This is a genomic window from Aquincola sp. J276, assembly GCF_024700035.1.
In the GTDB taxonomy this organism is placed as follows: Bacteria; Pseudomonadota; Gammaproteobacteria; order Burkholderiales; family Burkholderiaceae_C; genus Aquincola; species Aquincola tertiaricarbonis.
Map to the genome: position 1 here is coordinate 1,809,496 of NZ_JAJONC010000002.1, position 15,666 is coordinate 1,825,161.

Below are 15,666 nucleotides of genomic sequence, written 5' to 3' on the forward strand. Positions count from 1 at the left end.
TCGCTCCGTCGCGGCAAACGGCCGCAGCACCCGTGCAACGGCAAGTGACGATGCCCCCGTGTGCGGTCGCTTCGGCATGGCGCTTGCCGAAAAGCCGGCACCTGAACCCCACGGAGAACACCGATGACCAATCCCACGCAGGTTTCCGGCCCCGGCCGGCCGATGAACGAACGCCGTGATGCGGTGAAGGAACAGGAAGGCCTGGCCGAAGTGCTGGACGGCGGCACCGAGCTGGAGCAAGCCAACGACACGCCCGAGCAGCAGGCGATGGACAACGCCGAGAGTTCGCTGGCCCGCAATGCCGACCGCGCTGCCACCGGCAGCGACAACGGCGATGCCGGCGGCCAGGCCACCGGGAGGAAGGCGGGATGAGCAACGCATCGAACGACAAGCTCTGGGTGCTGGTGGCCGACGAGGCGGTGGCCCATGTGTACGAGCTGCCCAAGCCCGGCGCCACGCTGCAGGAAGTGCACACCCTCACCGACCCCGATGCCCACGCCAAGGACGCCGACATGCGCCACGACGGCCACGGCCGGCGCGGCGGCACCGAGCATGCGAGCAATGCCACCACCTCCGCCGGGCTGGACGAGACGCACCAGCATGCCGAGGTGTTCGCCCGCACCGTGGCGCAGTGGCTGGCCGAGTCCCTGCAGGCCGGCCGCTACCAGACGCTGCGCGTGGTGGCCGCGCCGCGTTTCCTGGGCCTGCTGCGCAAGGCCTGCAGCAAGCAGGTGGCCGCGGTCATCACCGACGACGACAACCATGACCTGACGCACATGCGCGCCGAGGAACTCACCGCACGGCTGTTCCCTGCCGGCGGATGAGGGCGCTGCTCGTCTCGCCGCATCTGGACGATGCGGTGTTCGGCTGCGGCGAGTGGCTGGCCGCCCACCCCGGCACCTGCGTGGTGACGGTGCTGGCCGGCACGCCACCCGATGCCGGCCGGCTGACCGATTGGGACCGCCAATGCGGCTTCGACGGCGCTGGCCAGGCCATGGCGGCCCGGCTGGCCGAGGACCGCGAGGCCTTGCAGGCCGTGGGCGCACATCCTCGCTGGCTGCCCTTCCTGGACAGCCAGTACGAGGCCTCGCCCCGCATCGACGAAGTGGCCCAGGCGCTGGCCGGGCTGCTGCATGAACTGCCGGCCGAAGCGCCGGTGCTGGTGCCGCTGGGCCTGTTCCATTCCGACCATGACCTGGTGCACCAGGCCTGCCTGCAGGCCTTGCGCGCGGTGGGCCGGGCCGAGGCCCTCGGCTACGAGGAGGCGCTGTACCGCGCCATGCCCGGCCTGGTGCAGGCGCGCCTGGCCACCTTGCAGCAGGCCGGCATCCAGGCCACGCCGCTGCTGCAGCCGCCGGCCGGCGAGGCCGCCGCCAAGGCGCGTGCCATCGCGGCCTATCCCAGCCAGGCCCGGGCCTTCGGACCCGACGGCCTGGCCGACACCCGACACCCCGAGCGCTTCTGGCGCCTGCAACTCGGATGAATGCCAACCCTCGCATCAGCATCGTGGTGCTGACCTACAACCGGGCCGACGAACTGATGGGCGTGCTGCACAGCTTGCAGGCCCTGCCCGAGCGGCCCAAGATCATCGTGGTGGACAACGCCAGCACCGACGGCACCGCCGAGCGGGTGCGGGCCGAGCATCCGCAGGTGCGGCTGGTGCGAGAGCCCACCAACCGCGGCGCCGCCGGCCGCAACAGCGGCGTGGCCCAGGTGCACACGCCTTACGTGGCCTTTTGCGACGACGACACCTGGTGGGCGCCCGGCGCGCTGGCGCGGGCGGCCGACCTGCTGGATGCCCATCCGCGCGTGGCCGCCCTCAATGCCCGCGTGATCGTGGAGCCGGAGGGCCGCACCGACCCCACCTGCGACGTGATGGCCCACAGCCCGCTGGATGCACGCGGCCTGCCCGGCCCGGCCCTGGTGGGCTTCATGGCCGGCGCGGTGGTGATGCGCACCACCGCCTTCCTCGAGGCCGGTGGCTACGAGCCGCGCTTCTTCCTGGGCGCCGAGGAAGCCCTGCTGGCCTTCGACCTGCAGGCCCGCGGCTGGGCCCTGTGCTACCGGCACGACGTGGTGACGCACCACCATCCTTCCCCCGCGCGCGACCTGCACCGCCGCCGCGCCAGCCTGATCCGCAACCGGCTGTGGCTGGCCTGGCTGCGCCTGCCGCTGGCGGTGGCCTGGGACGAGACCCGCAGCGTGCTGCGCGACGCCCGCCAGCAGGGCCTGCGGCGCGAAGGCCTGCGTGCCGCGATGGCGAGCCTGCCCTGGGTGCTGCGGCAGCGCCGCGTGCTGCCGCCGCAGGTGGTGCGCGACTGGTGGCTGGTGCACCGCGGCGGCGCCCTGGCGGCCGATGCGCCGAGCACGCCGGTGGTGGCGCAGCGGCAATAGGCGCCGCCGTCTTCAGACGTGGCCGTGCCCGCCGTTCACGGCAGCGAGGCAGGCTTCCCAGGTCGTCGGCATCCGGCAAGCAGGTTCAAGCCACCGGCCGACGCGCCGCCTCACATCCTGCGATCCTCCGGCCCGCCCGCCAGGCACTTGTCGAACCAGGCGATGGTGTCCAGCAGCCCGTTGCGCAACTCCACCGTGGGCTGCCAGCCCAGCTCCTCGCGGGCCAGGGTGATGTCCGGGCAGCGCTGGCGCGGGTCGTCCTGCGGCAGCGGCTCGAAGACCAGCTCGGACTTGGAACCCGTGAGCTCCAGCACCAGCCGGGCGATGTCCAGCATGCTGCGCTCCACCGGATTGCCGATGTTCACCGGGCCGGCGAAGTCGTCGCGGGTGCCCATCAGCTTCATCAGCGCATCCACCGTGTCGCTCACATGGCAGAAGCTGCGCGTCTGCTGGCCATCGCCGTAGAGCGTGATCGGCTGGCCGGTGAGGGCCTGCACGATGAAGTTGCTGACCACGCGGCCGTCGCCCGGGTGCATGTGCGGACCGTAGGTGTTGAAGATGCGCGCCACCTTCACCCGCAGCTTGTGCTGGCGCCGGTAGTCCATGAACAGCGTCTCCGCGCAGCGCTTGCCTTCGTCATAACAGCTGCGCGGGCCGATGGGGTTCACATGGCCCCAGTAGTCTTCCTTCTGCGGATGCACCAACGGGTCGCCGTACACCTCGCTGGTGCTGGCCTGCAGGATGCGCGCCTTCACCCGCTTGGCCAGGCCCAGCATGTTGATGGCGCCGTGCACGCTGGTCTTGGTGGTCTGCACCGGGTCCAGCTGGTAGTGCACCGGCGAGGCGGGGCAGGCCAGGTTGTAGATCTCGTCGCACTCCACGTACAGCGGGAAGGTCACGTCATGGCGCAGCAGCTCGAAGCGCGCATGGCCCAGCAGCGGCGCGATCAGCGCCCGCGAGCCGGTGTAGAAGTTGTCCACGCACAGCACCTCGGCGCCGGCGTCCAGCAGCCTGCGGCACAGGTGCGATCCGATGAAGCCGGCACCGCCGGTGACGACGACACGCCTGGCATGCAGGGGGCGGGGCGGGCTGCTCATTTCGCACCCCCGGCCACGTCGGTCAGCACGCGGTCCCAGTCGGCCGCGAAGCGCTGGATGTTGAAGCGCTCCAGCGCCGTCTGGCGAGCGGCCTCGCCCCACCGGCGGGCGGTGTCGGGTTCGTTGATCAGCATGCGCATCACCTCCACCAGGCGGTCGATCCGGGTGTCCACATAACCATTGACCCCGTTGCGGATCACCGTCGTGAGTTCGGTGGTGGCCAGGCCGATGATGGGCAGCCCCACCATCATGGCCTCGATCACCGCCAGCCCCAGGCTGGTGTAGCGGATCGGGTTGAAGAAGAAGCGGTACTGCGCCATGGCCGCGGCCAGGTCCAGGTTGCCCACCTCGCCCAGCCCGCCCATGCGCAGGCTGTCCATGCCCACCAGCTGCAGCGGCACCTGCTGGCGCACCTGCTCGAACACGTCGGCGCCCAGCCGGCGGCCGCGCTGCTGCAGGTGGTTGACGACGACGATGCCCTCGTTGCGCTCGCCGCTGTAGCGCACGCCTTCGGGTATGAGCACGCCGTGGTCGATGATGCTCACCGGCGCATCGCCGTTGTCCCACATCAGCGCATTGAAGGGCGTGACGTGCACGATGTGCGCGCCGCTGCCGGCCGCCGGATGGCGGGTGTCGGTGGGATGGCCCTGCGGCGGATCGTGCTCCACGAACAGCGTGGGCAGGTCGCGCAGCGCCGGCGTCAGGCGGCTCATGCGGTCGTCGTGCCAGTGCCGTTCATGCTGGTAGAGCACGCAGTCGAACTCATGCCCGCCCAGCGCGTCGGCCGGCACCTCGTGCACGTTGTCGCCCCAGGGCAGCACGCCCACCTTGCCCACGTGGCCCGACGGATGGCCAGGCAGCGTGGCCAGGTAGAAGTCGTGCGGCGCCTGCGTCAGGTAGTACAGGTAGTTGCCGTGCACATGCCAGGTGAGCACGCGCAGGCGCTTGGAGGTGGGGGTGTTCATGCAGTTGCTTCCTCGGCCACGCGGGCCGACAGGGAGGTGTCCACCGCGCGGCGCAGGGCCACCGCGGCCACCTCGTCCACGCTGACGGCCAGCGCACATTCATGCTGGTAGGGGCAGTGCTCATGCCCGCAGGGCCGGCAAGGCGCGGGCGACCACAGCACCGTGTGGCGCTGCACGTCCAGCGGTGCCCAGCGGTCCACGTCGCTGCCGGAGCTGACCACCACGCTGGGCGCGCCCACCGCCGCCGCCACATGCGACAGGCCGGTGTCGTTGCTCAGCAGCAGCCGGGCGCCTTCCACCAGTGCGGCCAGCGACCAGAAGTCGGTACGGGCGGTGAGGTCCAGCGCCTCATGCCGCATGGCCTGCTTCACCCGCTGCACCACCTCGCGCTCGCCTTCGCTGCCGGTGAGCACGATGCGCAGGCCCTGCCCGGCCAGCCGGTCGGCCACCGCCGCGAAGCGCTCGGCCGGCCAGCGGCGGGAGGTGAAGCGCGCGCCCGCATGCACGCAGGCGTAAGGCGGCCCGTCGCCCACCAGCGCGGCCGCGCGTGCGCGGTCGTCGTCAGTCAGCGGCAGCAGCATGCCGGTGCCCTGGCGTGGCAGGCCCAGGTGGTCGGTGAGATGCAGCAGCCGTTCGATCTCATGGCCCTGCCGCGGCCAGCGGGTGAACAGCCCGGGCTCGGTGGCCAGGTCGTCGGGCTCGGCAAAGCCGGCCAGCCGCTGCGGCGCGCACGCCGCCAGCAGGTTGTTGACGATGCTGCCGCTGCCGTGCAGCTGGATCATCAGGTCGAAGCGCTCGGCCTGCATCGCCTGGAAGAAGCCGGGCAAGGCGGCCAGGTCGGTCTCGCGTTCGGGCAGGCCCGGCCAGCCCGGAAACTCCACGAAGCGCGAGACCATCGGCAGCCGGTTCGCCCATTCACGGGCCCAGGGCAGGCCGATCAGCACCAGCTCGGCTTCCGGCCAGCGCGCCGCGATGGCACGCAGCGCCGGCACCGCGCACAGCATGTCGCCCAGCATCAGCGCGCGGAACACGCCGATGCGGCGGGGCCCGTCCGGCAGCAGCGGCGGCAGTGGCTGCGGCGTCATGGGTAGATCACCTTGAAGCGCCAGGCGCCCACCACCCGCCACCACAGCGCCAGGAACGGGATGGCGGCCGAGGTGCACAGCATCTCCCACACATGGGCCGGATCGTGCGAGGCGCCGCGCAGCCGCAGCCAGGCGAAGCGGCCGATGCCCAGCAGCGCACCCAATCCGCACCAGCCCGCGGCCTGCGGCGCACCGTTGGCCAGGGCGACGAGCGCGGCACCGGTGAGGCCCACGATGCCCAGGTACAGCCACGGCGGCTGCGTGCGCACCTTCTGCCGGAACAGCGCGCGGTGCTTCTTGTAGAGCAGGCCGTCGAACACCACGTTCTTCTGCTGGCCCAGCGAGATGCCCCAGGGCGCCGGCCGCACCGGATGCAGCACCACCGCCCTGTCGGCGCGGATCACCTCGGCGCCCAGGGAGAGGATGGCGAAATGCAGGTCCGAGTCCTCGCGCCAGGCACGCTTGAAGCGCTCGTCGAAGCCGCCCACGCGCAGCAGGATGTCGCGCCGCACGAAGGCATTGGCGGTGACGAACTCGGCCGTCTCCAGGCCCTGCGTCATGCGGGCATGGTCGGTGGGTGCGCCCTCCACCGGCACGCGCACGCGGCCGCTGGCCGCGGCATGGCCCGACGACATCGCGGCCAGGCCTTCGCGCAGCCAGTCGGCATCGGGCACGGTGTCGTCGTCGGTGAAGGCGATGAGCGGCGCGGCACTGGCGCGCCAGCCCACGTTGCGCGCGGTGGCCGGGCCCTTGCCCACGTTGCGCAGGTAGCGCACCGCGGGCGCGCCGCCGGTGGCGGCATCCATCGCCTCCACCACGCGGCGGGTGTCGTCGTCGGGGCCATCGTCCACCACCACCACCTCGTAGCGGTCGCCCGCCAGGCTCTGACCCACCACCGCCTCCAGGCAGCGGCGCAGCATGTCGGGCCGGCGGTAGGTGGCCATCACCACCGCCACCTCGGGCCGCGGGCCGCGCGTGGGCAGGCTGCCCGGCGGGGCCTGGCCATCGGCGGCGGTGGGCAGCTGGCCGGCCGGGGCGGCGCCGAAGGCCGGCAGGCCGCCACCGGTGAGGGATGCACTCATGGAACGGGCTCCTTCTTGTTCTGTGGGATCAGGCGGGCGCGGTGGCCAGCGGCGTGGCATGCATCAGCCGCACCGCGGCATCGGCCACCACGTCGGCCGGCACGCCCAGCAGGCAGGCGTGGTGGCCCATGGGGCAGACGCTGCGCAGGCAGTTGCGGCAGGGCACGTCGTGGCTGAGCACGCGCGCTGGCGTCTGCCACGGCGTGTGCTGCGGATTGGTCAGTGCATACAGCACCACCACCGGCGCGCCCAGCGCGGCGGCGATGTGGGCCGGCCCGCTGTTGTTGCACAGCGTGATGCGGGCGCCGGCGATGAGCGCGGCCAGCTCGCCCAGCGACAGGCCACCGACCAGCGCGGTGCTGGGCGCCTGCGCCGGCCGCGCGGCCTGCACGAGCGCGGCCTCGGCCGGCCCGCCCACGATCACCGCATGGCCGCCGCCGGCCTCGGCCACTGCCTGGGCCGCCTTGGCGAAGCGCTCGGCCGGATAGCGCCGCGATTCCGCACTGGCCCCGGGATGCACCACGAACCACGGCGCGGCCGGGTCCATGCCGGCCTGCGCCAGCTTGGCTGCCAGCGAAGCCGCATCGGCCGGCGCCGGCATGAAGCGCAGGCCGGTGGCGGGGCGGCCCGGCAGGCCCTGCGCCGGCGGCGCGATGCCCACCGCGGCCAGCAGGTCGAGCTGGCGCTGCACCTCGTGGCGCATGCCGTCGCCCGGCACCTCGGCGTCGCGCACCCAGTGGCTCAGCAGGTGATAGGGGTTCTCGCGGCAATGCGCCAGCCGCAGCGGGATGCCAGCCTGCATCGCCACCATCGCCATCGGCAGCGCGCTCTGCGTGCACACGGTGAAGACCACCACCGCGTCGAAGCGGCCGGCGGCCAGGCGCTGCACCAGGTCCTGCACCGCCGGGCCGGCCTGGGCGGCAGTGCAGCGGGACTGCACCCAGGGCGCCTCGAAGGTGATGACCTCGTCGACGTCGGGCAGGTGCGGCTGCAGCGCCGCGCCGGCCGGCGAGGCCAGCAGCGTGGTGTGCACGCCCGGCAGGGCCTGCTTGATGGCGGCCAGCGCGGGCGTGGTCATCAGCACGTCGCCCAGGTTGTCCAGCCGCACCGCCAGCAGGCGGCGCACGCCGCGCCAGGGCGCGGCCGGGTCGGTCGGCATGGCCGCCATCACCGGCGCAGCTCCGTGCCGGGCGACGCGGCGGCCCGCCGCGCGGAGGCGGCCACCACGGCATCGCTGTCCAGGATGGCGTCGGCCGCGCTGGCCAGGTCCTCGCACACATGGTGGGGCGTGCGAATCGGCGTCAGCAGCCATTCCGTCTCGCCGCCGCGGTCCAGCAGCACCGTGCGGCAGCCGGCGCGGCGGCCGGCTTCCACGTCGTTCAGGATGTCGCCCACCATCCAGCTGTTCGCCAGGTCGATGTCATGCGCCTGCGCTGCCTGCAGCAGCATGCCGGGCTGCGGCTTGCGGCAGTCGCACAGCGTGCTGCCATCGGGCGCCGGCGCATGCGGGCACAGGTACAGGCCGGCGATCTCGATGCCGGCTTCCTCGCGCAGGCGCTGCAGCAGCGCCTGCTGCAGCACGCCGAACTCGGCCTCGGTGAAGCGCCCGGTGGCCAGGCCCGACTGGTTGGTGACGATGACCAGCAGGTAGCCGGCCGCGGCCAACCGCTGCAGCGCCGGCAGGGCCTGCGGCGTGAAGCGCAGCAGCGCCGGATCCACGTTCCAGGGCACGTCCTCGACCAGCGTGCCGTCCTTGTCCAGGAAGACGGCGCGTTTCATGCGCCCAGGCCGCGCGGCGCGGCGGCCAGCACCAGCGCCTGGGCCGCCGGCTTGGGCAGCGTGGCGGCAGCAGGCAGCCCGGCGCCGCGGTGCAAGGCCTGGTGCGGCCGCTGCAGCACCGCGGCATCTGCCTCGCACACCTCCTGGTACACCTCGGCCAGCTGGCTGGCCACGCGGTCCCAGGTGAACTGCGAGCGCACCCGCGCCATGCCGGCGCGGCCGAGTGCGCCGCGCAGCGCCGGATTGGCGCACAGCCAGGACAGGCGCTCGGCCAGTGCGGCCGGATGCTTGGGCGGCACCAGGTAGCCGGTGACGCCATCCACCACGCTGTACTGGATGCCGCCCACCGCGCTGCCCACCACCGGCGTGCCGCAGGCCATGGCCTCCAGCGGCGTGATGCCGAAGGGCTCGTAGGCCGGCGTGGTGACGAACACGTCGGCCGCGGCGTAGTAGTCGGGCAGCTCGGCCACGTCGCGCCGGCCGGTGAAGGTGACCAGGTCTTCCACGCCGGCGTCGCGGGCCACGGCGCGCAGCCGCGCGATCTCGGGCGTGCGCCGCTCGTCGGGTTCCACCGATTCGCCGCCCACCACCAGCAGGCGCGGCTTCAGCGCACGGTCCATCAGGCCCACGGCGCGGATCACGTTGTCGATGCCCTTGCGCGGCACCAGGCGGCCCAGCTGCAGCACCACGAACTCGTCCTCGCGCAGGCCGAGTCGGCGCCGCGCCTGCGCGCGGTCGCGCGGGCCGAACATCGACAGGTCCACGCCGCAGGGCACGGTGGAGATGGTCTCGGGTTGCGCGCCGTACAGCCGCACCAGGTCGTCGCGGTCCTGCGGGCATTCGGCGATCAGCCGGTCGGCGCCCTGCACGATGCGGCGCTCGATGTCGATGCGCGCGGCCGGGAAGGTGTCGGCGCTGCCCTGGTGCTCTCGCCGCACCAGGCCCAGCGCATGGAAGGTCATCACCAGCGGCACCTCGAAGATGTGGCGCAGCGCCAGCCCCACCCAGCCCGACATGAAGAAGTTGGCATGCAGCAGGTCGTAGCCCACGCTGCGCTGCATCAGGTGGCGCGAGGCCCGCGTGAACGCCGGCATGTGCTGGAGCAGGTCTTCCTTGGGAACAAACTCGGGTGGGCCGGCATCTATATGCACCACGCGCATGCCGGGGCGCACGTCCACCACGGCGGGCAGCGCGGCGTCGTCGCGGCGGGTGAGGACATCCACGTGGTGGCCCATTGCAGCCAGCGCACGCGCCACCTGCGAGACGTAGACGTTCTGCCCTCCAGCATCGACGCTGCCGGCATGGGCCAGCGGTGAGGCGTGTTCGCTGATCAGGCCTATGCGCAGGCGGCGGTGTTGCACCATGGTGTTGGCTTTCTTGCGGCGTTCTCCGATGCCGCCACATGGCAAGCGGTGTTCCACCGGCCCCGTTCTTCATTGCCGCCGGTTATGGCTGGGCGCGCCATCTGTAACCGCGCGCCGGTGCCGCACCAAATTGCCGCAAGCAGCGCCGGCAGGAACGTGGGTTGCCTGATGTGCCTACACACCGCCCACCGAGGAGCCGAGATGACCGACCCGAACCCGCTGCACAGCCACACGAACGAAGCCCGCGTGACCACCACCGACGAAGGCGACCGCAGCCGCGCCGGCAGCAACTACGGCGACTACGTGCCGCCGCCGCAGCGCGCGCACATCCAGTCCGCGCTGCCCGACGCCGACCTGCCGCCCGACGTGGCGCCGGAGGATCCGGACGCGGAGCTGATCAAGGCCCGCAAGGCGCAACAGGCCACCCGCCAGCAGCACGGCGGCCAGATGCCGGTGCAGCCGGAGAGCAGCATCGAGGGCGAGTCCGAGGCCGGCGAGGAAGACCCTGGAGCGGCCGACGAGGTGCTGCGCGGGCCGAGCTCGGGGCCCGAGGGCGTGGTGCCGCGCCGCTGAGCGGCGCGGCCGCCGGTCAGGCCGGTGCCTGCGGCGGGTTCTTCTCCAGCAGGAACGGGCCCAGCACCAGCGCATCCACCGGCGTGCTGGCCCAGGCATGGATGGCATCGCGCGGCGTGCACACCACCGGCTCGCCGCGCACATTGAACGAGGTGTTGATCAGCACCGGCACGCCGGTGAGCTCGCCGAAGGCGGTGAGCAGGCTGTGGAAGGCCGGCTGCGTCTCGGCGCTGACCGTCTGCACGCGGGCCGTGCGGTCGCTGTGGCAGGCCGCGGGAATGCGACCGGCCTGCGACTCCAGCACGTCGTAGATGAAGAGCATGAAGGGCGACTTGCCGCGGTTGGCGTGGCCGGGGGTGAACCACTCGCCGATGTGCTCCTCCGGCACCGCCGGCGCCACCGGGCGGAAGTCCTCGCGGTCCTTCAGCTCGTTGATGCGGGCCTGCATCTCGGCGTGGATGGGCGAGGCGATGATGGAACGCGCGCCCAGCGCCCGCGGGCCGAATTCCATGCGGCCCTGGAACCAGCCGATCACCTGGTCGCGCGCCAGCACCTGGGCCACCTCCCTGGCCGGCTCGGCCATGCGGCGGTAGGGCAGCTTGGCCCACTTCAGCTCGGCCTCGATGGCCTCGTCGCTCCAGTCCGGGCCCCAGTAGGCATGGGTCATGGTCCAGGTGCGCGGCGCCAGCTTCACCGGCTCGCCTTCGCGGATCACCGGCAGCTGCGGGTCCTTGGCGCTGCCCTCGGCGCGGGCGCGGCTGTCGATCCACAAGGCCGCGCCCAGCGCGGTGCCGGCATCGCCTGCCGCGGGTTGAACCCACACCTCGTCGAACAGGCCGGCATCCCGCAGCTTGGCATTGGCCACGCAGTTCAGCGCCACGCCGCCGGCCATGGCCAGCTGCCGCTCGCCGGTGGTCTCGCGCAGCCAGGTGGCCAGCTTCAGCGTGGTCTGCTCCAGCAGCGCCTGCAGGCTGGCGGTGAGGTCGAAGTGCCACTGCTCCATCGGGCCGCCGCGCTCACGCGCCGGGCCGACCAGCTTGGCCAGGTCGATGGGATCGATGCGGTACTGGCCGTTGTCCAGCAGGTGCACATGCTCCTGCAGCAGGCCCAGCCAGCGCGGCCGGCCTTGCGCCGCCAGGGCCATCACCTTGTATTCGTCCGACGAGGCAAGGAAGCCCAGGTGCGTGGTCACCTGCTCGTACAGCAGGCCCAGCGAGTGGGGCACCTGCACCTCGCCGATGGCCCGGTAGCTGTCGTCGCGGTAGACGCCGTAGGTGCTGGTGGCCCGCTCGCCGCGGCCGTCCAGGGTCATCACCGCGCAGTGCTCGAAGGGCGCGGCCAGGAAGGCGCTGGCCTGGTGGCACAGGTGGTGGGCCACATGGTGGAATGTGAACGGACCGTCGAACTTCGCGCCCTTGAAGCGCTTGCCCAGGTGGTGCGGCGCACCGTCGACCAGCTGGCGCGAGGCATTCAACACATAGGCCGCGAACAGCGGATCCCAGGGGTTCTCCCAACGGGGATCGGGCTGCGCCGAGGGGATGAGCGGCAGCGTGATGGTGTCGCCCTGCAGCCGGCCGTCCAGGAACAGCCCGGCATCGAAGCTGTAGGCCACCGCATCCACGTCGGTGAGCGCGATGCCGGCGCGCGCCAGGCAGAAGTCGATGGCATTGAAGGGCAGCTCCCACGCACTGAAGGGCACCGGCCGCTTGGCATGCTTGATGCGCGAGAAGCGCTCCTCTTCAGCGGCGGCGCAGAGCTGCCCGTCGATGACGAGCGCTGCCGCCGAATCATGGAAAGCCGCGTTGATGCCCAACGTGATCATGGATGAGGCTCCTTGGTGTGATGGGCGGCCAAGGGCAAGGCACATGCCGAGCGGGTGCCTGCGCACATGACCAGCGGCACCGAGTAGCAATCCGCCACCGGGCAGCGGAGCAGGCAAGAACGGCGGCTTGGCCGCCGCACGACCCTCACTTGCCCGGCTTCTTGCTCTCCGTCTCGCCATCGTCGGCGGGCGGGTTGTCCTTGCCGGCCTGGCTGGGCTTGAGCTCCCAGTCCACCTCGTCCTTGTCGGTGCTGGTGCGGCGCTCGGCATTGATGGCGGCGCCGGGCGAAATGGGGTCGCTGGCGGGGAAGGTCTGGTCCAGCGACTCGTCCAGCAGTTCCTGGTAGGTGGGCACGCGGTCCTTGTCCTTGCTCTTGCCTTCCAGGCGCTGGTCTTCCTTGTGGCTGCGCGCCTTGTCTTCCATGTCCTGCTTGTCGGTCGGGTTCATCGTGTTCTCCTTGGCCGCGGGGCGGCCTGGCCTTGCGGCAAGGGCCATACCCGCATGCCCGCCAGCGCCGTTGCCGGCGCCAGGTCGTCAGCGCTCGGCGCGCTCCAGGGCCGCGCGCACCGCAGGACTGGCGCTGGCCCAGTCCAGGCCCGAGTCCCCAGCCGCGGCAGGCCAGCCGGCTGCCAGCTCGGCCTCCACCTCGGACCAGGGCCGGCCCGCATGTTGCTGGCGTGCCTGCTCGCCGTAGCGGTAGGCCGCGGCATGGTCGTCGGGCGCGTCGGCCAGCGCCTCCTTGGGCGCACCGGCGGCCATCATGCCGGTGGTGCCGCCGGAGGCGCCGCTGCCCAGCGCGGCACCGATGACCGCCCCGGCCACGCTGCCCACCGGGCCGGCGGCCAGGCCGGCCACCGCGCCCGCTGCGGCACCGCCCACCGCGCCGGCGGTGGCACCGATGGGATGCGAGGCGATGGTGTCGTCGCCCCGGCCCGAGCTGGCGAATGCCGGCCGGGCGTCGGGCTTGATGGAGGCGGGCGGCACGGGCTTGTTGTCTTCGCTGGTCATGATGACGATTCCTTCAGGTTCAGATGGCGCCCACGCTGCCGGTCACCGGCAGCACGATGCCGGTGACGTAGCCGGACATCACCGGCGAGGCCAGGTACACGTAGGCCGGGGACAGTTCCTCCGGCTGCGCGGCGCGCTTCATGTCGGTCTGCTTGCCGAACTCGGCCACCTGCTCGGCCGGGGAATCGGCCGGGTTCAGCGGCGTCCACACCGGGCCGGGCGCCACCGCATTGACGCGGATGCCCTGGCTCACCAGGTTCTGCGCCAGCGACTTGGTGAAGGCATGGATGGCGCCCTTGGTGGTGGAGTAGTCCAGCAGCTTGGCGCTGCCCTTCAGGCCCACCACCGAGCCGGTGTTGATGATGGAAGCGCCCTGCTTCAGGTGCGGCACCGCAGCGCGGGCCATGTGGAAATAGCCGGCGATGTTGGTCTGCAGCGTCTCCTGCAGCCGCTCGTCGGTGATGTCGACGATGGACTCGGCATGCTCCTGGAAGGCGGCGTTGTTCACCAGCACGTCCAGCTTGCCGAAGGCCTTCACTGTCTGGTCCACCGCCTGCTGGCAGAAGCCGCTGTCCTTCACGTCGCCCGCGATCAGCAGGCAGCGCGTGCCTTCCTTCTCCACGCAGCGCCGGGTCTCCTGCGCATCCTCGTGCGAGTTGAGGTAGACGATGGCCACGTCGGCGCCCTCGCGAGCGAACAGCACCGCCACCGCGCGGCCGATGCCCGAGTCACCGCCGGTGATCAGCGTGGCCATGCCCTGCAGCTTTTCGCTGCCCTTGTAGTCGGGCGCCATGAAGCGCGGGGCCAGCTGCAGGTCGGCCTCGGTGCCGGGCTTGTCCTGGTGCTGGGCTGGCAGGTCGGTGGGCTGCTCGCGCGCGCCCGCCTGCACGCCCTGGGGCTTCTCGTCCTGCTGCTCCTTCTGCTTCTTCGCGTCCTTCGCGTCCTGTTCCTGCTGGATCTTCAGGTGGCGCGCGGTGGTGTCTTCCGTCTGGCTCATGGGGGCTCCTGTTCAGGTGCCGGCAGCTGCCGGCCAATGCGGAAAACGGCGGCAAGGGGCGTTCCCGCAAGGCGCTCAAGGCAGCAGGGCATCCGGCTTGCCAAGCAGGGGATTCAGGCCACACCGCCCGGCCAACACGGACCGACCACGCCAAGGAGACCGCATGAACACCGATCGCGCCCTCAGCTCGCTGTCGCCCGGCATCACCACGATGATCCGGATGGACCACTCGCATGTGCTGACCATGTCGCACCGCTACCGGGTGGAGTCCGACCCCCGCGCGCAAGAAGACCATCGTCGACGCCATCTGCCTGGCGCTGGAGATCCATGCGCAGCTGGAGGAGGAGATCTTCTATCCCGCGCTGGAGACGGTGGCCACCGGCAATGCCGTGCTCACCAAGTCGCGCCCCGAGCATGACGAGATGAAGCGCCTGATCGCGCAGCTGCGCAGCATGGCGCCCGAGGACCGCGGCTACGACCGCGCCTTCCTGGAGCTGATGCGCGACGTGATCCACCACGTGGCCGACGAGGAGACGGTGCTGCTGCCGGCCGCCGAATCGCTGCTGGCCGAGCAGCTGCCGGTGCTGGGCGCGCGCATGACGCGCCGGCGCATGCAGCTGGCCGCGCCGCATGCCGGGCAGCTGCTGGTGGGCTCGGTGCGCACGCTGCCGCCGGCCATGGTGGCGATGACGGCCACGCTCTTCGTCGGTGGCCTGCTGCTGGGCCTGGCGCTGCGCCGCCCCAGCCGCTGGTAAGGCCGGCAGGGAACGTCGATTGCCGACAGGCAGGCGCCCGGCGGCGGGTGCAACCCGCCGCCTGCCCTTCCATCCATGAACAGGAGCACCTGATGATGAACCACAAGACCTCGCACCGCACCCTCGCCATTGCCGCCGCCGTGCTGGCGCTGGCCGCCACGCCGCTGGCCTGGGGCCAGCAGAACACCGAGGGCAAGACCGGCGCGACCAACGCCGACAACAAGGTGCCGGCCATCCCGCGCACCGATGCCAACTTCATGAAGCAGGCCGCCGAGAACGGCCATGCCGAAGTGGAGACCAGCAAGATGGCGCTGACCAAGGCCAGCAGCCCCGAGGTCAAGAAGTTTGCGCAGCAGATGATCGACGACCACACCAAGACCAACGAGGAGCTGATGGCCCTGGCCAAGACCAAGGGCGTGGAGCTGCCAAGCGGGCCGTCGCTGGTGCAGAAGGGCAAGGCCAAGGCGGTGCTGGACACCGCCGAGGGCGAGAAGTTCGACCAGCGCTACGTGGCCAGCATGGGCGTGGATGCCCATGAGGACACGCTGAAGCTCTTCCGCAAGGCCGCCAAGGACGCCAAGGACCCCGAGCTGAAGGCCTGGGCCGCCAAGACCGTGCCGGCGCTGGAGCACCATCTGCAGATGGCCAAGGCGCTGGATGCCACGGTCAACAAGAAGGGGAACAAGTAAGGCTGCGGCCGATGGCGGTGTCGGTGCCGCCGGCCCATGCATGGCCTGTGCAGGG

The 15,666-nt window shown here is 71.7% G+C and carries 18 protein-coding genes; 7 read left to right on the forward strand and 11 right to left on the reverse strand.

All coding sequences use genetic code 11. The annotated features are described in order from the left end of the window. Positions 1 to 123 precede the first annotated feature (123 nt). From LRS14_RS26250 to LRS14_RS26265, 4 genes are read left to right on the forward strand one after another with little or no spacing between them, the layout of a single operon-like run. Positions 124 to 372 carry a hypothetical protein gene (locus LRS14_RS26250; RefSeq protein WP_257801692.1) on the forward strand — a complete coding sequence of 83 codons (249 nt, stop codon included), beginning with the start codon at positions 124 to 126 and terminating at the stop codon, positions 370 to 372. Further along, a complete protein-coding gene (locus LRS14_RS26255) occupies positions 369 to 824 on the forward strand; it encodes a host attachment protein (protein WP_046115585.1) in 456 nt (151 codons plus the stop codon). Before LRS14_RS26250 ends, LRS14_RS26255 begins: the two co-directional genes overlap by 4 nt. Further along, positions 821 to 1,483 (forward strand): PIG-L family deacetylase, encoded by a 663-nt coding sequence (locus LRS14_RS26260; protein ID WP_257801693.1) that lies wholly within the window; start codon positions 821 to 823, stop codon positions 1,481 to 1,483. Before LRS14_RS26255 ends, LRS14_RS26260 begins: the two co-directional genes overlap by 4 nt. Continuing rightward, entirely contained in the window at positions 1,480 to 2,394 is a 915-nt protein-coding gene (locus tag LRS14_RS26265) for a glycosyltransferase family 2 protein (RefSeq protein WP_257801694.1), read from the forward strand. The genes LRS14_RS26260 and LRS14_RS26265 overlap by 4 nt, the downstream gene beginning before the upstream one ends. Positions 2,395 to 2,504: 110 nt before the next feature. Here the strand turns inward: LRS14_RS26265 and LRS14_RS26270 are convergent, their stop codons facing one another. Genes LRS14_RS26270 through LRS14_RS26300 form a run of 7 tightly spaced genes read right to left on the reverse strand, consistent with a single transcriptional unit; the run spans position 2,505 to position 9,766 of the window. Next, a complete protein-coding gene (locus tag LRS14_RS26270; RefSeq protein WP_257801695.1) occupies positions 2,505 to 3,491 on the reverse strand; it encodes a UDP-glucuronic acid decarboxylase family protein in 987 nt (328 codons plus the stop codon). Beyond that, entirely contained in the window at positions 3,488 to 4,456 is a 969-nt protein-coding gene (locus LRS14_RS26275; protein WP_257801696.1) for a glycosyltransferase, read from the reverse strand. Before LRS14_RS26275 ends, LRS14_RS26270 begins: the two co-directional genes overlap by 4 nt. Then, positions 4,453 to 5,541 (reverse strand): glycosyltransferase family 9 protein, encoded by a 1,089-nt coding sequence (locus tag LRS14_RS26280; RefSeq protein WP_257801697.1) that lies wholly within the window; start codon positions 5,539 to 5,541, stop codon positions 4,453 to 4,455. The genes LRS14_RS26275 and LRS14_RS26280 overlap by 4 nt, the downstream gene beginning before the upstream one ends. Next, positions 5,538 to 6,623: a glycosyltransferase family 2 protein gene (locus LRS14_RS26285; RefSeq protein ID WP_257801698.1), complete on the reverse strand. Its 1,086-nt coding sequence runs from the start codon at positions 6,621 to 6,623 to the stop codon at positions 5,538 to 5,540. Before LRS14_RS26285 ends, LRS14_RS26280 begins: the two co-directional genes overlap by 4 nt. A gap of 28 nt (positions 6,624 to 6,651) precedes the next feature. Continuing rightward, positions 6,652 to 7,791, reverse strand: coding sequence for a glycosyltransferase family 9 protein (locus LRS14_RS26290; protein WP_257801699.1), 1,140 nt, complete (start codon positions 7,789 to 7,791; stop codon positions 6,652 to 6,654). Beyond that, complete coding sequence (locus tag LRS14_RS26295) at positions 7,791 to 8,402, reverse strand: HAD family hydrolase (RefSeq protein ID WP_257801700.1); 612 nt, start codon at positions 8,400 to 8,402, stop codon at positions 7,791 to 7,793. The genes LRS14_RS26290 and LRS14_RS26295 overlap by 1 nt, the downstream gene beginning before the upstream one ends. Further along, complete coding sequence (locus LRS14_RS26300; protein ID WP_198157056.1) at positions 8,399 to 9,766, reverse strand: glycosyltransferase family 1 protein; 1,368 nt, start codon at positions 9,764 to 9,766, stop codon at positions 8,399 to 8,401. Before LRS14_RS26300 ends, LRS14_RS26295 begins: the two co-directional genes overlap by 4 nt. Before the next feature lie 201 nt (positions 9,767 to 9,967). On the opposite strand from LRS14_RS26300, the gene LRS14_RS26305 reads away from it, so the two are divergent. Beyond that, positions 9,968 to 10,339, forward strand: coding sequence for a hypothetical protein (locus LRS14_RS26305; protein WP_257801701.1), 372 nt, complete (start codon positions 9,968 to 9,970; stop codon positions 10,337 to 10,339). 16 nt (positions 10,340 to 10,355) lie between these two features. Here the strand turns inward: LRS14_RS26305 and LRS14_RS26310 are convergent, their stop codons facing one another. From LRS14_RS26310 to LRS14_RS26325, 4 genes are all read right to left on the reverse strand, one after another. After that, positions 10,356 to 12,161 (reverse strand): carbamoyltransferase C-terminal domain-containing protein, encoded by a 1,806-nt coding sequence (locus tag LRS14_RS26310; protein WP_257801702.1) that lies wholly within the window; start codon positions 12,159 to 12,161, stop codon positions 10,356 to 10,358. A gap of 145 nt (positions 12,162 to 12,306) precedes the next feature. Continuing rightward, a complete protein-coding gene (locus LRS14_RS26315; protein ID WP_052736613.1) occupies positions 12,307 to 12,609 on the reverse strand; it encodes a hypothetical protein in 303 nt (100 codons plus the stop codon). 87 nt (positions 12,610 to 12,696) lie between these two features. Beyond that, positions 12,697 to 13,170 (reverse strand): hypothetical protein, encoded by a 474-nt coding sequence (locus tag LRS14_RS26320; protein ID WP_257801703.1) that lies wholly within the window; start codon positions 13,168 to 13,170, stop codon positions 12,697 to 12,699. Between the two features lie 19 nt (positions 13,171 to 13,189). Then, complete coding sequence (locus LRS14_RS26325) at positions 13,190 to 14,167, reverse strand: SDR family oxidoreductase (protein WP_257801704.1); 978 nt, start codon at positions 14,165 to 14,167, stop codon at positions 13,190 to 13,192. 335 nt (positions 14,168 to 14,502) lie between these two features. Here LRS14_RS26325 and LRS14_RS26330 point away from each other — a divergent pair, with 335 nt between their 5' ends. Both LRS14_RS26330 and LRS14_RS26335 read left to right on the forward strand, forming a co-directional pair. Next, positions 14,503 to 14,922, forward strand: a complete 420-nt coding sequence (locus tag LRS14_RS26330) for a hemerythrin domain-containing protein (RefSeq protein WP_310740907.1) — start codon at positions 14,503 to 14,505, stop codon at positions 14,920 to 14,922. A 92-nt stretch (positions 14,923 to 15,014) separates the two neighbouring features. Then, complete coding sequence (locus tag LRS14_RS26335; protein ID WP_257801705.1) at positions 15,015 to 15,611, forward strand: DUF4142 domain-containing protein; 597 nt, start codon at positions 15,015 to 15,017, stop codon at positions 15,609 to 15,611. Positions 15,612 to 15,666: the final 55 nt, after the last annotated feature.

Bases quoted from the DNA above. Each gene is read 5' to 3' on its own strand.
- LRS14_RS26250 (WP_257801692.1), top strand. From the start codon at position 124: ATGACCAATCCCACGCAGGTTTCCGGCCCCGGCCGGCCGATGAACGAA.
- LRS14_RS26255 (WP_046115585.1), top strand. From the start codon at position 369: ATGAGCAACGCATCGAACGACAAGCTCTGGGTGCTGGTGGCCGACGAG.
- LRS14_RS26260 (WP_257801693.1), top strand. From the start codon at position 821: ATGAGGGCGCTGCTCGTCTCGCCGCATCTGGACGATGCGGTGTTCGGC.
- LRS14_RS26265 (WP_257801694.1), top strand. From the start codon at position 1,480: ATGAATGCCAACCCTCGCATCAGCATCGTGGTGCTGACCTACAACCGG.
- LRS14_RS26270 (WP_257801695.1), bottom strand. From the start codon at position 3,491: ATGAGCAGCCCGCCCCGCCCCCTGCATGCCAGGCGTGTCGTCGTCACC.
- LRS14_RS26275 (WP_257801696.1), bottom strand. From the start codon at position 4,456: ATGAACACCCCCACCTCCAAGCGCCTGCGCGTGCTCACCTGGCATGTG.
- LRS14_RS26280 (WP_257801697.1), bottom strand. From the start codon at position 5,541: ATGACGCCGCAGCCACTGCCGCCGCTGCTGCCGGACGGGCCCCGCCGC.
- LRS14_RS26285 (WP_257801698.1), bottom strand. From the start codon at position 6,623: ATGAGTGCATCCCTCACCGGTGGCGGCCTGCCGGCCTTCGGCGCCGCC.
- LRS14_RS26290 (WP_257801699.1), bottom strand. From the start codon at position 7,791: ATGGCGGCCATGCCGACCGACCCGGCCGCGCCCTGGCGCGGCGTGCGC.
- LRS14_RS26295 (WP_257801700.1), bottom strand. From the start codon at position 8,402: ATGAAACGCGCCGTCTTCCTGGACAAGGACGGCACGCTGGTCGAGGAC.
- LRS14_RS26300 (WP_198157056.1), bottom strand. From the start codon at position 9,766: ATGGTGCAACACCGCCGCCTGCGCATAGGCCTGATCAGCGAACACGCC.
- LRS14_RS26305 (WP_257801701.1), top strand. From the start codon at position 9,968: ATGACCGACCCGAACCCGCTGCACAGCCACACGAACGAAGCCCGCGTG.
- LRS14_RS26310 (WP_257801702.1), bottom strand. From the start codon at position 12,161: ATGATCACGTTGGGCATCAACGCGGCTTTCCATGATTCGGCGGCAGCG.
- LRS14_RS26315 (WP_052736613.1), bottom strand. From the start codon at position 12,609: ATGAACCCGACCGACAAGCAGGACATGGAAGACAAGGCGCGCAGCCAC.
- LRS14_RS26320 (WP_257801703.1), bottom strand. From the start codon at position 13,170: ATGACCAGCGAAGACAACAAGCCCGTGCCGCCCGCCTCCATCAAGCCC.
- LRS14_RS26325 (WP_257801704.1), bottom strand. From the start codon at position 14,167: ATGAGCCAGACGGAAGACACCACCGCGCGCCACCTGAAGATCCAGCAG.
- LRS14_RS26335 (WP_257801705.1), top strand. From the start codon at position 15,015: ATGATGAACCACAAGACCTCGCACCGCACCCTCGCCATTGCCGCCGCC.